This is a genomic window from Hydrogenophaga sp. 5NK40-0174 (genome assembly GCF_040372165.1).
Taxonomy (GTDB): Bacteria; Pseudomonadota; Gammaproteobacteria; order Burkholderiales; family Burkholderiaceae_C; genus Hydrogenophaga.
This window is the reverse complement of record NZ_BAABWG010000002.1, coordinates 456814-469959: the sequence shown is the minus strand read 5'-3', so window position 1 is coordinate 469959 and position 13146 is coordinate 456814. Positions and strand designations below refer to the sequence as shown.

At 61.5% G+C, this 13146-nt stretch carries 13 protein-coding genes and 1 tRNA gene; 7 read left to right on the top strand and 7 right to left on the bottom strand.

All coding sequences use genetic code 11. The features are described from left to right. Position 1 precedes the first annotated feature (1 nt). The 3 genes from mutY to mutM all read right to left on the bottom strand — a co-directional run bounded on the left by mutY (position 2) and on the right by mutM (position 4195). Positions 2–1111: an A/G-specific adenine glycosylase gene (mutY, locus tag ABWV89_RS07880; RefSeq protein ID WP_353395683.1), complete on the bottom strand. Its 1110-nt coding sequence runs from the start codon at positions 1109–1111 to the stop codon at positions 2–4. Then, the gene (locus tag ABWV89_RS07875; RefSeq protein ID WP_353395682.1) at positions 1108–3057 is read right to left on the bottom strand and encodes a dynamin family protein; all 1950 of its coding nucleotides are present in this window, start codon (positions 3055–3057) and stop codon (positions 1108–1110) included. The genes mutY and ABWV89_RS07875 overlap by 4 nt, the downstream gene beginning before the upstream one ends. 322 nt (positions 3058–3379) lie before the next feature. Next, positions 3380–4195: a bifunctional DNA-formamidopyrimidine glycosylase/DNA-(apurinic or apyrimidinic site) lyase gene (mutM, locus tag ABWV89_RS07870; protein ID WP_353395680.1), complete on the bottom strand. Its 816-nt coding sequence runs from the start codon at positions 4193–4195 to the stop codon at positions 3380–3382. Positions 4196–4299: 104 nt separating this feature from the next. On the opposite strand from mutM, the gene ABWV89_RS07865 reads away from it, so the two are divergent. From ABWV89_RS07865 to pth, 7 genes are all read left to right on the top strand, one after another. Beyond that, complete coding sequence (locus ABWV89_RS07865; RefSeq protein ID WP_353395679.1) at positions 4300–6099, top strand: tetratricopeptide repeat protein; 1800 nt, start codon at positions 4300–4302, stop codon at positions 6097–6099. Next, positions 6096–6635 carry a lipoprotein insertase outer membrane protein LolB gene (locus tag ABWV89_RS07860; RefSeq protein ID WP_353395678.1) on the top strand — a complete coding sequence of 180 codons (540 nt, stop codon included), beginning with the start codon at positions 6096–6098 and terminating at the stop codon, positions 6633–6635. The genes ABWV89_RS07865 and ABWV89_RS07860 overlap by 4 nt, the downstream gene beginning before the upstream one ends. Next, complete coding sequence (gene ispE / locus ABWV89_RS07855; protein WP_353395677.1) at positions 6632–7528, top strand: 4-(cytidine 5'-diphospho)-2-C-methyl-D-erythritol kinase; 897 nt, start codon at positions 6632–6634, stop codon at positions 7526–7528. The genes ABWV89_RS07860 and ispE overlap by 4 nt, the downstream gene beginning before the upstream one ends. A 90-nt stretch (positions 7529–7618) precedes the next feature. Continuing rightward, positions 7619–7695, top strand: a tRNA-Gln gene (locus ABWV89_RS07850). A gap of 87 nt (positions 7696–7782) precedes the next feature. Then, a complete protein-coding gene (locus ABWV89_RS07845) occupies positions 7783–8757 on the top strand; it encodes a ribose-phosphate pyrophosphokinase (RefSeq protein WP_353395675.1) in 975 nt (324 codons plus the stop codon). Positions 8758–8852: 95 nt separating this feature from the next. Further along, positions 8853–9464: a 50S ribosomal protein L25/general stress protein Ctc gene (locus tag ABWV89_RS07840; RefSeq protein ID WP_353395674.1), complete on the top strand. Its 612-nt coding sequence runs from the start codon at positions 8853–8855 to the stop codon at positions 9462–9464. Positions 9465–9578: 114 nt separating this feature from the next. Continuing rightward, a complete protein-coding gene (pth, locus tag ABWV89_RS07835) occupies positions 9579–10217 on the top strand; it encodes an aminoacyl-tRNA hydrolase (protein ID WP_353395673.1) in 639 nt (212 codons plus the stop codon). 9 nt (positions 10218–10226) lie between these two features. On the opposite strand, the gene ABWV89_RS07830 is transcribed toward pth, so the two are convergent. The 4 genes from ABWV89_RS07830 to ABWV89_RS07815 all read right to left on the bottom strand — a co-directional run bounded on the left by ABWV89_RS07830 (position 10227) and on the right by ABWV89_RS07815 (position 13132). Further along, entirely contained in the window at positions 10227–10481 is a 255-nt protein-coding gene (locus ABWV89_RS07830) for a YfhL family 4Fe-4S dicluster ferredoxin (protein WP_353395672.1), read from the bottom strand. A gap of 85 nt (positions 10482–10566) precedes the next feature. Continuing rightward, positions 10567–11073, bottom strand: a complete 507-nt coding sequence (gene coaD / locus ABWV89_RS07825; RefSeq protein ID WP_353395670.1) for a pantetheine-phosphate adenylyltransferase — start codon at positions 11071–11073, stop codon at positions 10567–10569. A gap of 29 nt (positions 11074–11102) precedes the next feature. Then, entirely contained in the window at positions 11103–11744 is a 642-nt protein-coding gene (rsmD, locus tag ABWV89_RS07820) for a 16S rRNA (guanine(966)-N(2))-methyltransferase RsmD (protein WP_353395669.1), read from the bottom strand. After that, entirely contained in the window at positions 11744–13132 is a 1389-nt protein-coding gene (locus ABWV89_RS07815) for a M16 family metallopeptidase (RefSeq protein ID WP_353395668.1), read from the bottom strand. The genes rsmD and ABWV89_RS07815 overlap by 1 nt, the downstream gene beginning before the upstream one ends. Positions 13133–13146 lie beyond the last annotated feature (14 nt).

The following is a 13146-nucleotide window of genomic DNA, read 5'->3' as shown; positions in this document are numbered from 1 at the left end:
CTCAGGTTGCCAGGTCCTGGCCTTGACCCGGAGCCTCCGGCAGCCGTTGCAATATCCCCCGGATGGGCGCCGGCAAACCCACCGTCTCCAGTGCCGACAAAGCCACCCACTGCCCCGCTCCTTCCAGCGTTGGCAGGCTTCTGAGGCGCAGTACATGGGGCATCAGGTAAAGATCCCTGTGTGTGAGCACGTGGGTGAACGGCGGCCACACTTCCCGTTCATCGCCGGGTTCGCCCAGCGCCTGAACATGCGCCTCCAATGCCTCCAGATCTTCGAACACCGGCACACTCTGGAGTGACGCCCAGATACCTTTGGCCGGTCGCTTCTCGAGCCATACCCGCACGTCCCGGGCATCATCAAACGTCGCGAGCCGTACCAGCAGGTACCAGCGCACCTGCTGTCGCTTGAGCTTGCGCGTGCGCACCGGAAAGCGGGCGGGATCTCCGCCAGCCAGCCCTAGGCAATCGCTCGACAGGGGACACTTTCCGCACAAGGGTTTGTTCCTCGTGCAGACGGTTGCGCCCAGATCCATGAGGCCTTGCGTATAGGCCATCATGTCTTCGGCCTTGGGCGAGCCAGGCAACAGGGCCTGAGCCTCGGCCCAAAGAGCCCGCATGGCAGCGGGCTTGCTCAGGTCATCTTCGAAAGCCAGCCAGCGTGTGATGACGCGTCGAACATTGCCATCCAGAATGGACACGCGTTCGCCAAAGCAGAAAGCGGCAATGGCTGCTGCCGTCGATTCACCGATACCCGGCAGCTTGACCAGCGCCTCGGACGAGTCAGGAAACCGTCCATGATGCTCTTCAACGACAGTCTTTGCGCAGCGATGCAGATTGCGCGCGCGGCTGTAATAGCCCAGACCACTCCACAAGGCCAGAACTTCGTCTTCAGATGCGGCCGCCAGCGACCCAACGTCAGGAAAGCGCTCCAGAAAGCGTCCGTAGTAGCCCAGCACAGTGCTGACCTGCGTCTGCTGCAACATGACTTCCGACAGCCAGACACGGTAAGGGTCGCGCGTGTTTTGCCACGGCAGATCGTGCCGGCCGTGGGCTCGCTGCCATTGGATCAATCGGTGGGCAAACCGGCCACCCCGGGCCGGCGCCCGGCTCATGCAGTGGCAGTGGCTGCTGCTTGCGCTTCGCCTTCAGCCGGCGCAAGCAGTTGAGCAGTGAGGTCTGCCAGCTTGGCGTCGAGCATGTTCAGCTCGCTCTGAGCGCCTTGCAGTTCACCAATGCGCTCATCAAGTCCACCGGCAGCCTGCTGAATTCTCGAGACCGCTTCAATGCGCCGGCTGAAATTGCGACGGCGCTCTCGCAGCTGCGCATCAATCTGCGAAGCGGCAGACTTGTTCCACAGTTCGATCTCGTTGACCACGCCTTCGTACACGCCACGCAAACGACTGGTGAGTGCACGCGTGAGGCGTTCCGCGAATTCGGGCTGAGCCAGACGAAGCGAATTGCCCAGGCTGAGATACTGCAGGTGGCTGTGTTCAATCTGGTTGAGGTCTTCCACATAGCGTGCCACATCAGGCGCGATCGGCGCCTGCAGGGAGAAGCCGTACTGGGCGTTGAGGTTCTTGAAACTCGCCTCCAGCATGGCCTGAATCTCGCCCACCAGTTCCTTGGCACGCTCCAGATCCGAGCGCAGGCGGCCGAAGGTATGGCTGTAGGCACGGCGAACGCGAAGCTTGATACCAGGCTGCTTGAGCGTATGCGCCAGCTCGGAGACCACCACCTTAAGGTGAGAACTGCTGAGCAGGGCAAACAGATCACGCAGCAAACGCAGGTGCACGGAGCGCACGGCCTGGATCTTGGCGCCACTGGCGTCGAAGTCAGCCTGCTCTTGCTCGATGCGCAAACGCATTTGCTTGATCACGCCCACGTTCTTGCCGCGCAAACCTTCCAGTTCCTGAATCTGCTCCACCAGTTCACGGTTGCGCGTGCGCACCAGCTGGTTGGTTTCCTGGCGCAAGGCGTGAATACCGTTGGACACGGAGGCTTGCAGAATGCGACGACGCTGGCCCAGCAATCCATCGCCCAAAGCCGCCTCCAGCTCGAGAAGGCGACTGTCTTCGAGCAGCTTCTTGTCGCCGTTGACCTTGGCCAGCAAGCCTTTTTGCGCCGAGACGGCCAGCACCTGGGACGGGTCGAGGTTGAGAATCTCGGCTGAATCGCTTCGCTGTGAGCTGATCTGCAACTGCACCTGCTCCTTGGTGCTCATCTCGTCCCACATGGTGTCAATCTTGTTGAGCACCACCAGCCGGGACTCCTGTCCTTCGCCCAGTGCGCACAAGTGCTGCCGCCAGATGGCCAGATCGGATTTGGTCACGCCAGTGTCGGCACCCAGAATGAACACCACCGCATGCGCCTGGGGCAACAGGCTCACCGTCAGCTCGGGTTCGGCGCCAATGGCGTTGAGGCCTGGCGTGTCCAGAATGACCAGCCCCTGCTTGAGCAGTGGGTGCGCCATGTTGATGAGAGCGTGACGCCACTTGGGCACCTCGATCATTCCGTCTGCCGCCGGCAGCGGGTTCTCGTCCGGCATCTCGTCGTTCCAGAAGCCCAGTGCCCGCGCTTCATCCTTGGTGACGCGACGAATCTCGGCGACTTTCTGAATGACCTGCGAGAGCTGGTCCGGGTCATTGACGTCCAGATCGAGCCGCTCCCACTTGTGCGGCGCATTGCGCCAGTCCAGAAGCGACGTCTGCTGCAGCCGTGTCTCGATGGGCAGCAGGCGGATGCAGGGCGGAACATCGGCGTCATAGCCCAGTTCGGTCGGACACATCGTCGTGCGTCCTGCGCTCGCCGGCATGATGCGACGCCCATAGCCGGCAAAGAACACCGCGTTGATGAGCTCCGACTTGCCCCGGGAGAACTCGGCCACAAAGGCCACCATGATCTTGTCGTTCTTGACCAGGCCATGCAGCTGGTCAAGGCGGTCCCGGACACCGGGCTCCATCAGGTCGTGGTCTGCCAGCCACTCGGAGAGCAGCTTCAGGCGCAACGCAAACTGTTTGCGCCAGGCACCATGTTCATCCAGTTCCAGGTTAAAGCTCATGACAGGTATTTCCTCAAGGGCCTCCTCACACCATGATCTACAAGTGCGAATGGGCGGGAAACGGCGCCAATCGAGGCGCGTAACAATGGTCAGACAAGCTGTCTGAACCAGGGGGCAACAAAAAATGGCGCCACGCCACACTCCATCCCGACGGGTTGCGATCCAAAAAAACCATGCTCATTGCGGCAAACCCTCGCCGGGGACGGCCCCGGCCAGGCATTGCAACGCTTTCTTGATATGGCCTTTTGGGTCTGCAACGCATCTCGGAAAAAAGCGCGGACAGGCCCGGATCAAGTCAATATAGCATCGGCAACCTGAAAAATCAGTGCTTCTGGCACTGTGGGCAATAAAACGTGCTGCGCTGTCCCTGCCTGATGTGGCGAATGGTGGTGCCACATACCCGGCACAGCTGCCCGTCGCGACCATAAACCGCTGCATCGAGCTGGAAGTAGCCCAGCTGTCCATCACTGGCCTTGAAGTCGCGCAAAGTGCTGCCCCCCGCACGGACTGCCCGCTCCAGCACAGTGACGATGGCCTGATGCAGGCGGGCGGCTCGCGGCCCACTGATGCGGTTGGCGGCGACGGTGGGGCGTATCCCCGCCATGAACAGCGCCTCCGACGCATAGATATTGCCGACACCAACGACAATGTCTCCCGCAAGCAACACTTGTTTGATGGGTGCCCGCCGCTGCCTAAGCGCCGCATGAAAAGAGCCGGCCGCAAATGCAGGTGTCAGCGGTTCCACGCCCAGCCCACCCAGCAGTTTGACGGCCTCGGCTGCTTCCAGACTGTCTGCGTACACCACCGCGCCAAAACGCCGCGGATCGTGAAGACGCAGCATGCCTGCTGTGGTCCGCACCTCAAGATGGTCGTGTATGCCCCTGGGGGGAAGTTGCGTTCCGACTTCAAGGCTGCCAGACATGCCCAGATGAATGAGCAAAATGCCTTCATCAAGCTCAAGCACAAGGAATTTCCCGCGCCGTCCGACGTGTTCAATGGTGCGGGAGATAAGTCGCGCAGGGGCAATGCCCAGGGGCCAGCGCAACGGTTTGCCCATCTCGAAAGACACGATCCTGGCCCCCTTGAGCGTGGGCTCGATTCCGCGGCGAGTGACCTCTACCTCAGGCAATTCCGGCATGACTGCGGCACCTTGCTTTCAGACATATTTCAAGCCCTCAGGGAACGACTGGACGTCGAAGCGATCCGACCCTGCAAGCCAACGCATTCCATTATCATGAGCCGATGACCCACGCGCGCAAAAACTCTCCCTATACCCTGGTGTTCCGGCCCGTGCGACGCCTCTTGGTGGCCGCCGTCGTCTCGGGCGTGAGTTGCGCGAGTCTGGCACAGGCCGACGTTCAGGCCGTTGCACAGTCAACCGAACCTGCCACGGAGGCGGCCAACAACTCAACACTTGATGGCCCGCTGTTCTATCAATTGCTGCTTGGCGAACTCAAGCTTCAGGACGGCGACCCTGGCTCTTCCTTTTCGCTGATTCTGGACGGTGCCCGCCGTCACCACAGCGAGCAGTTGTACCGCCGGGCGGTCGAGATTGCATTGCAGGCCCGCAGCGGCGAATCCGCGCTACAGGCCGCACAGCAATGGCGAGACGATCTCAAGGACTCCGTGGAAGCCCACCGCTTCGTCCTGCAAATCCTGCTGGCTCTCAACCGGATCGAGCAGACAGCCCCCAGCCTGAAGGCCATTTTGCGCCTCACTCCGCAAGAAGAGTTGGTCGACACCATCAACTCGATTCCACAGGTGTTCAACCGCACGCGCAGCCAGAAGGAAGCGGCCAAAGCTGTCCGGCAGGCGTTGAAGCCTTACCTGGAGCAAAAGGCCTACACAGCAGCGGCCTGGACCTCGCTTGGCCGGATGGCGCTTGCGGCTGAAGACAAGGACCAGGCTTTGGAAGCCGCCCGCAAAGGGCATGCGTCCGACCCTGCCTCACCGTTCCCTGCCCTCCTGGCTCTGGAACTGATGGAGGCCAAAATCCCGGATGCCGAGGCCATCGTGCTTCGGCAGCTGCAGGAACGCAACAAGGCAGAGGAGCCTGTCGTACCGATGGCCTATGCGCGCGTGCTCATGGACATCAACCGCGAAAAAGAGGCCATCCCGCTGCTTCGCGCACTGACCACCGAGCAGCCGGAGCGCCCAGACCCATGGTTGCTGCTGGGCACGCTGGAGCAGCAGGCTGGCCACCCCGACCAGGCAAGAGAGGCCGTGCAGACCTTCATCAAACTGTCTGAAAAGGTCAAGACCTCCCGTGCGCGCCAGGGGCTGACCCAGGCCTACCTGCTCATGGCACAGATGGACGAGGAAGCCGGCAAGCTTGATGACGCCCAGGCCTGGCTGGCCAAGGTCGACAACGCAGATGACATCCTGGCGGCCCAGATGCGCCGGGCCTCCCTGCTGGCAAGGCAAGGCCGCATGACCGAAGCCCGAGCCCTGCTTCGCAGCCAGCCTGCGAATGGAGAGCTTGGCGAGCGGACCAAACTGATCGCAGAAGCGCAGTTGCTGCGTGATTTCGGCCAGTGGAAGCTGGCCTACGAGGTCTACGGAGAAGCAGTCCAGCAGTTTCCGGACGATGAAAATCTCCGCTACGAGCACGCCATCGCTGCAGAAAAGGCTGGTTTGACCAAAGAGATGGAAGCTCACTTCCGGGAGCTCATTCGCCTCAAGCCCAACTTCCATCACGCCTACAACGCGCTGGGCTACTCGCTGGCAGACCGCAACGAGCGGCTGGACGAAGCGCGCGACCTCATTCAGAAAGCGCTGGAGCTGGCGCCGGACGACGCTTACATCCAGGACAGCATGGGCTGGGTGCTGTTCCGCATGGGCAAGACAGAGGAGTCGCTTCGCATACTCAAGGCAGCCTACGCCCAGCGCCAGGACGTCGAGATTGCGGCCCACCTGGGCGAAGTGCTCTGGGCAGCGGGCCAGAAGGAAGAGGCCCGAAAAGTGTGGCGCCAGGCATTGCTCAAGGCAGGAGGCAACGAAACGCTGCAATCCACGCTGCGCCGCCTGAACGTGACCCCATGACCAGTTCAATGGCCGAAGCCCGCGGGTCGGCGGGGCGTCTGCTCGTCGCGGGTTTCCTCACAGCCATTGCGGTGGCCACGTCCGGCTGCATGACCCGCCCGCAGGCGCCGGACGCTGTGCCAGCGCAGAAAAGTGATAACTCGGTATGGAGTGGCCGCCTCGCCTTGCGCGTGGAGAGCGAGCCGCCCGACGCCTACTCGGCCGCGTTCGACCTCAGGGGAAATGCCGAATCCGGCGAGATCCGGCTGACGTCGCCCTTGGGCAGCACGATTGCGCTGGTGACCTGGAGTCCCCAAAGCGCCCAATGGCAACAGGGAGATGACGTGGTCATACGCCCCACCCTCAGGGAACTGACGGCAGCAATGAGCGGTACGCCACTTCCCATCGAGGCCATGTTTGACTGGCTCAAAGGGCAAGCCAACGATCACGCACCGGGCTGGCAGGCCGATCTCAGTCGACACGCGGATGGTCGCATCATCGCCCGCAGACTCCAGCCATTGCCTCGCGCCGAACTGCGACTCGTTTTCGAGCCATGACAACAGCCTGCCGAAGCCTGCACCAGGTTCCCGCACCGGCAAAACTCAACCTGTTCCTGCATCTGGTTGGCCGTCGCGACGATGGCTACCACCTGCTTCAGTCGGTCTTCATGCTCATCGACTGGGGCGACTCGCTGGACTTCACACGAAGGGATGACGGCACCCTCAGCCGCGAGGACGTCGGGAGCCTGGCCCTGCCCGAAAACGACTTGTGCATGCGCGCAGCGCGTCTGCTGAAAGAAGTGACCGGCACGCAGGCTGGCGCCGACATTCGGCTGCACAAATACCTGCCAGCCGAAGCGGGCATGGGTGGCGGGTCGTCAGATGCAGCCACAACACTTCTGGCACTCAACCGCTTGTGGGGCACGGGCATGAAGCGCCAGGAACTGATGCAACTGGGGCAGCGGCTAGGAGCAGATGTGCCATTCTTCATTGCAGGGCAAAACGCCTGGGTGGAGGGAATCGGCGAACGCATCACGCCCGTGACCCTGCCCGTGCAACGCTGGGTGGTGGTCAAACCCGCCCACGGCGTGTCCACCAAAACCATCTTCTCTTCAGAAAAGCTGGCGCGCAACACAAAAACTGCTATAATCTCAGGCTTTGCTGCAAACGACACTGTTTCAGACGTTTGCCCGGCGCTGAATGTAGAGCAAATGCTCGCTGAAGCACACAACGACATGGAGCCAGTGGCCCGGGAGTTGTGCCCTGAGATCGATCACGCCATCAAATGGCTGGGAGAGCAAGGGCTGAAAGGGCGAATGACCGGATCGGGGTCGGCGGTGTTTGCCCCAAGAGGGCATGACAGACCGCTGGCCAGTGCACCGCCGGGATGGACAGTACGCGAGTGTTGCAATCTGGCAGTTCATCCGCTGCGACATTGGTGTTCAGACTAGAATCCTAGGTCTGCGCATCTCTGGAAAGAGGGTAGACGCCAAACTGCATTGAGGTGGTTCGAGTCACTTGTTGGGTCGGGCAACCTGTGCAGGGGAGTAGCCAAGTTGGTTAAGGCACCGGATTTTGATTCCGGCATGCGAGGGTTCGAATCCTTCCTCCCCTGCCAAATTTATTTCGCAAAGTACGGACGAGGCCGCCAGAGAGAAATCGGCGGCCTCTTTTTTCGCTGATGAATCCGCTCGCCGAAAACGCCATGCAAGTTCAGCCCCCTGATTTCATGATCTTCACCGGCAATGCCAATCCGGTGCTGGCGGCGGAGCTCGCCCAACATCTCAATACCCAACTGGGTTCGGCCAATGTGGGCCGCTTCTCGGATGGCGAGGTCACGGTCGAGATCACGCAAAACGTTCGCGCCCGGCACGTTTTCGTTGTGCAGTCGACATGCGCGCCGACCAACGAAAACCTGATGGAATTGCTGATCATGGTCGATGCACTCAAGCGCGCATCGGCAGTGTCCATCTCCGCTGTGATCCCCTACTTCGGCTATGCCCGCCAGGACCGCCGCCCGCGCTCCAGCCGCGTGCCGATCTCGGCCAAGGTGGTGGCCAACATGCTGCAAACGGTTGGTGTCAGCCGCGTCCTCACGATGGACCTGCACGCCGACCAGATCCAGGGGTTCTTTGACATCCCGGTCGACAACATTTATGCATCGCCAGTGCTGCTGGGCGACCTGCGCCAGAAGGCCTATTCCGACCTGCTCGTGGTTTCGCCCGACGTCGGTGGTGTGGTGCGCGCACGTGCGCTGGCCAAGCAGCTCAACTGCGACATGGCCATCATCGACAAGCGCCGCCCCAAGGCCAACGTGTCGGAAGTCATGCACGTGATCGGAGACATCGAAGGCCGCAACTGCGTGATCATGGACGACATGATCGATACCGCCGGCACGCTGGTCAAAGCCGCTGAAGTGCTCAAGGAGCGTGGCGCCAAGCATGTGTACGCCTACTGCACGCATGCGATCTTCTCCGGCCCGGCCATCGACCGCATCTCCAAGGGCACGGCACTGGACGAAGTCGTTGTGACCAACACCATTCCCCTGTCGCAAGCCGCCCAGGCCTGCGACAAGATCCGCCAGCTTACCGTGGCACCGCTGATGGCCGAAACCATCGCGCGCATTGCTTCGGGTGAGTCGGTCATGAGTTTGTTTGCTGACCAGGAAAACCTTTTCTGACAGCATCAAGAGCGGGTTGAGCCTCCTTCTCTGGAAGCTTGGCCCTTGTCAACTGAGGCGTCCTGGTCGCGGGACCCCTCTACAGGAGTAAAACCATGAAATTCGTCGCTTTTGAGCGCAATCTGCAAGGTACGGGTGCGAGCCGCCGTCTGCGCAACACTGGCAAGGCCCCCGGCATCGTTTTCGGTGGCAATGCTGATCCCGTCGCCATCGAGCTGGACCACAACGCACTGTGGCACGCCCTGAAGAAAGAAGCTTTCCACGCCTCCATCCTCGAGATGGAACTGGGCGGCAAGGTTGAGAAGGTTCTGCTGCGCGATGTGCAGTACCACCCGTTCAAGCCTATTGCTCTGCACGTGGACTTCCAGCGCGTGGACGAGAAGACCCGCCTGCGCAAGAAAGTGCCTCTGCACTTCGAAGGCGCCGAGAACTCGCCTGCTGTCAAGGACGACAAGTGTCTGATCAACCACGTCATGACCGACATCGAAATCGAGTGCCTGGCCACCCAGCTGCCTGAGCACATCTCTGTCGATCTGTCTGCCGTGAACAAGGGTGACACCATCCACACTGGCGACCTCAAACTCGCCGACGGCATCAAGATCGTGACCCACGGCCGTAGCAACCTCACCGTTGCTACCGTGGTGGAGCCAGCCGAGGAAGTGGTGGCTGCGCCTGCTGCTGCCGCGACCGAAGAAGAAGCCAAGTAATGGCTGTGGGCCCATCCGGGCCCGTGTCAGGCAAGCTGATTCCAACGGCCCGCTCACGCGGGCCGTTCTGTTTTGGGCGAGCCTTCAGAAATCCAGATTGTCGATAATGCCTGCATGATCAAGCTCATCGTTGGCCTGGGCAACCCCGGCCCCGAATACGAACAGACACGCCACAACGCCGGCTTCTGGTGGGTGGATGCCGTCGCCCGACAGCTCGGCGTCATGCCCCAGATGGACCGGAACTACAAGGGATTGATGGCACGAACCAGTGTTGCGGGCAACCCGTTGTGGCTGCTCATGCCCCAGACCTACATGAACCGTTCAGGACAATCTGTGGCACCGCTGGCTCGATTCTTCAAGATTGCCCCCGAGGAAATTCTGGTGGTCCACGACGAACTGGATCTGCCACCCGGAGAGGCCAAACTCAAAAAGGGCGGCGGACATGCTGGCCACAACGGCTTGCGCGACATCCATGCACAGCTGGGCAGCGGAGACTACTGGCGCCTGCGCCTGGGCATAGGCCATCCGGGCAACAAGAGTGAGGTGGCCAACTGGGTGCTGAGAAAGCCCCCGCTGGACGACCGGATTGCGATCGATCAAGCCATGGATCGTGGTCTGAAAGCGCTTGACGACCTGATCGCGGGCGACACGGCCAAGGCCACCTCGGTGATACACACCAGCAAACCACCGAGACCGAAGCCACCACGCCAGACACCGGACGCCAAGCAGGCACAGGACCCGTCCCAGGACTGAGAGCCAGTCTCAGCCTGCTGTGGCCTGCAATCGCTCGTACTTGGCCTGGAGTTGCTCTGGCGTCTCGACACGCTCCGGGTTGACCGGAATGCACTCCACGGGACACACCTGAACGCATTGGGGCTCGTCAAAGTGCCCCACACATTCCGTGCATCGCTCGGGGTCGATGATGTAGAAATCAGGCCCCATGGAAATGGCCTGATTCGGGCACTCCGGCTCGCACACATCGCAATTGATGCATTCGTCGGTGATCATCAGGGCCATGTCGGGGTCAACTCCAGGTGCAGCAAACGGGCGAGAAACAGGCTAAGGTGAATCATTTGCAGGGCCGCGGCAAGCGCCACGCCTGTCAGGCCTGCAGAGGTCTGTGGCCCAACGCGGCCTTGATGGCCGGGCTGACCATCTCTGAGACATCGCCGCCGAGCTTGGAGATCTCACGGACCAATGTACTGGAAATGCACTGAAGCTCGGCCTGGGGCACCAGAAATACCGTTTCAACAGCGGGGTTGAGCTTGCGGTTCATGGCGGCCATCTGCACTTCGTAATCGAAATCGCTCATGTTGCGGATGCCGCGAACCACAGCCACTGCGCCCTGCGCCCGGCAAAAGTCCATGATCAGGCCATCGAAGGGCTCGACCCGGACATTGCCGCCCCAGTCCTTGACTGCTTCGCGAGCCATGTCCATTCGCTCCTGCAGGGAGAAGCGCGTGTTCTTGTGGTGGGCCCTGGCCACCGCCAACACCACCTCGTCAAACAACACGGAAGCACGGCGCAGGATATCCTCGTGCCCCAGGGTCAATGGGTCAAAGGTACCGCTGTAAACAGCAACACGGCGCTGGTTGGTGGAACTGCTCATGACTCAATTATGCGACAGGCACTGGCCTCTCAAATACTTGTGCACTGGAGAAGGTGAAAGGCCACTTGCCCTGCTTTGCCACTGCGATAGAGGGCATAGCCCGCGTCGGCCAGCTCTGGCTCGCTCCAGGCACGGGGTGCCTCCAGATAGACCCAGCCCTCCCCATGGATGGCATGCCGGGCTGCCGCCAGCGCAGCAAGGGAGACGGCGTCATTGCCAGCGTCGCCACCAAATGGCGGATCCAGGAACACCAGGTCCACTGACCCGGCAGGCATGGCCTTGAGCGCACTCAAACCGTCCCCAGCCTTCACACTGACACGGTCCGACGCCTTGAGGCGCTCCACCGCCTGCCTGAGCCCTCGCACAAGTTCAGGGTCTTGCTCGATCAGCTCGACCGCGTCAGAGCCGCGAGAGGCGGCTTCAAGCCCCAGGGCGCCCGTGCCGGCAAAGGCATCGACGCAACGCCAGCCGGAAAGGTCTTGCCCCAGCCAGTTGAACAGGGTTTCCCGAACGCGCGATGGCGTCGGCCGCAGACCGGGTCTGTCTGGCACATCAAGCTTGCTGCGCTTCCACTGCCCGCCAATGATGCGCACTTCTTGCGCAGCGCTTGCCGTTGGGCGCGAAGCAGACGAACTCGCTCGAGCTTGGGTTCTGGATTTGCCCTTGGCCATCAATCTGCGACCCCGCCCACCACCACAGTGGCCATTTTTCCAGGCTGCAGTTTGCGCTGAAAAGCATCGTGTATCTGCTGCAGGCTGACGGCCTGTATGCTCTCGACCCAGGTGTCCAGGTGGTTCAGGGGGAGGTCATACCAGGCAATATTGGCCACATTGCCCAGCAGTTTTCGGTTGCTGTCGATGCGCAAGGCGAACCCGTTGACCAGAAAGGACTTGGCGGCCTCCAGCTCTTGGGCTGTCGGCCCCTTGTCCACAAACTCCGCCACCACGTCCTGGGATACCTTGAGAGCCTCTTTGGCCTGATCAGGGCGTGTGGTCAGACCGACGCGGAAAGCGCCGGCATGCAGACCAGCGGGGAAATAGCTGTAGACGCTGTAGCTCAACCCTCGCTCTTCTCGAACAGCCTTCATGAGGCGGGAGACAAAACCACCCCCGCCCAGGATGTAATTGCCCACGTACAGCGGCAGGAAATCCGGGTCGTCGCGTTTGATGCCTGGCTGGCCAACAAAAATCTGCGCCTGTGCGGCCTGAAACGGCATGCGCACGGCTTCGGCCTTTTCCAGTGCCTGCACTTCGGCCACTGCGGACAGAGGCGCGCAGGCTTGACCGCCGATCGCGCCCATGAGCTCACCCACGATGGTGTCGGCCTTGGCGCGGTCGATGGCACCTACCAGCGTGACCTTGGCACGGCAAGGCACCACGTGACGGGCGTAAAAGCCTTCCATGTCAGCCGGAGTGATGGCGTCCAGCGATGCCTCGGTGGCATAGCGCGAATACGGGTGGTCCCGGTACACGATGCTGAAGAACGCCCGCTGCGCATGGGTGCCGGGCTGGGTCTCCGCCTCTCTGAGCGAAGCGCGCATGCGGTCGCGGTCGCGGGCCCAGATCCTGGCATCGAAACTGGGCGCTGCCATTTCGTGCGCAGCCAGGCTGACAGAGCGGGAGAGCAGGTCGGGGTCGGTCAGTGTGCGCAAGGAGAAGGTGAATCGCTCCACACTCGCGCTGGCTTCGAACTGGGCCCCCAGGTCGACCCATGCTTCGCTCAATCCGTTTTCGTCAAGCGCCGCACGCCCTTTCCAGGCCTTCACGCCAGACGACAGCATGCCTGCAGTCACGTCGGCCAGCCCGGCTTTGTCAGCGGGGTCTCGCCGCGTACCTCCATCGAAATCGACCTGTACGTCGAGCATGGGAATGGTCGGGCTGTTGACGAAGTACACCTTGGCACCCGATCCGTGCGTCCAGTGCTCGATGGGAATGGCGGCTTGCGCGGTCGACGCCGCCAGTGACATGGCTGAGGCCAGCAACCACCCAAACTGGCGACCCGAACCGGAAAGGCGGCGCCAGCGTGGAAAAGCAGTTTGAAGTGAGGCAAAGGAGAACATCTGGACTTCCAAAT

Coding starts and splice junctions, on each gene's coding strand:
- mutY (WP_353395683.1), bottom strand. CDS start 1,111: ATGAGCCGGGCGCCGGCCCGGGGTGGCCGGTTTGCCCACCGATTGATC.
- ABWV89_RS07875 (WP_353395682.1), bottom strand. CDS start 3,057: ATGAGCTTTAACCTGGAACTGGATGAACATGGTGCCTGGCGCAAACAG.
- mutM (WP_353395680.1), bottom strand. CDS start 4,195: ATGCCGGAATTGCCTGAGGTAGAGGTCACTCGCCGCGGAATCGAGCCC.
- ABWV89_RS07865 (WP_353395679.1), top strand. CDS start 4,300: ATGACCCACGCGCGCAAAAACTCTCCCTATACCCTGGTGTTCCGGCCC.
- ABWV89_RS07860 (WP_353395678.1), top strand. CDS start 6,096: ATGACCAGTTCAATGGCCGAAGCCCGCGGGTCGGCGGGGCGTCTGCTC.
- ispE (WP_353395677.1), top strand. CDS start 6,632: ATGACAACAGCCTGCCGAAGCCTGCACCAGGTTCCCGCACCGGCAAAA.
- ABWV89_RS07845 (WP_353395675.1), top strand. CDS start 7,783: ATGCAAGTTCAGCCCCCTGATTTCATGATCTTCACCGGCAATGCCAAT.
- ABWV89_RS07840 (WP_353395674.1), top strand. CDS start 8,853: ATGAAATTCGTCGCTTTTGAGCGCAATCTGCAAGGTACGGGTGCGAGC.
- pth (WP_353395673.1), top strand. CDS start 9,579: ATGATCAAGCTCATCGTTGGCCTGGGCAACCCCGGCCCCGAATACGAA.
- ABWV89_RS07830 (WP_353395672.1), bottom strand. CDS start 10,481: ATGGCCCTGATGATCACCGACGAATGCATCAATTGCGATGTGTGCGAG.
- coaD (WP_353395670.1), bottom strand. CDS start 11,073: ATGAGCAGTTCCACCAACCAGCGCCGTGTTGCTGTTTACAGCGGTACC.
- rsmD (WP_353395669.1), bottom strand. CDS start 11,744: ATGGCCAAGGGCAAATCCAGAACCCAAGCTCGAGCGAGTTCGTCTGCT.
- ABWV89_RS07815 (WP_353395668.1), bottom strand. CDS start 13,132: ATGTTCTCCTTTGCCTCACTTCAAACTGCTTTTCCACGCTGGCGCCGC.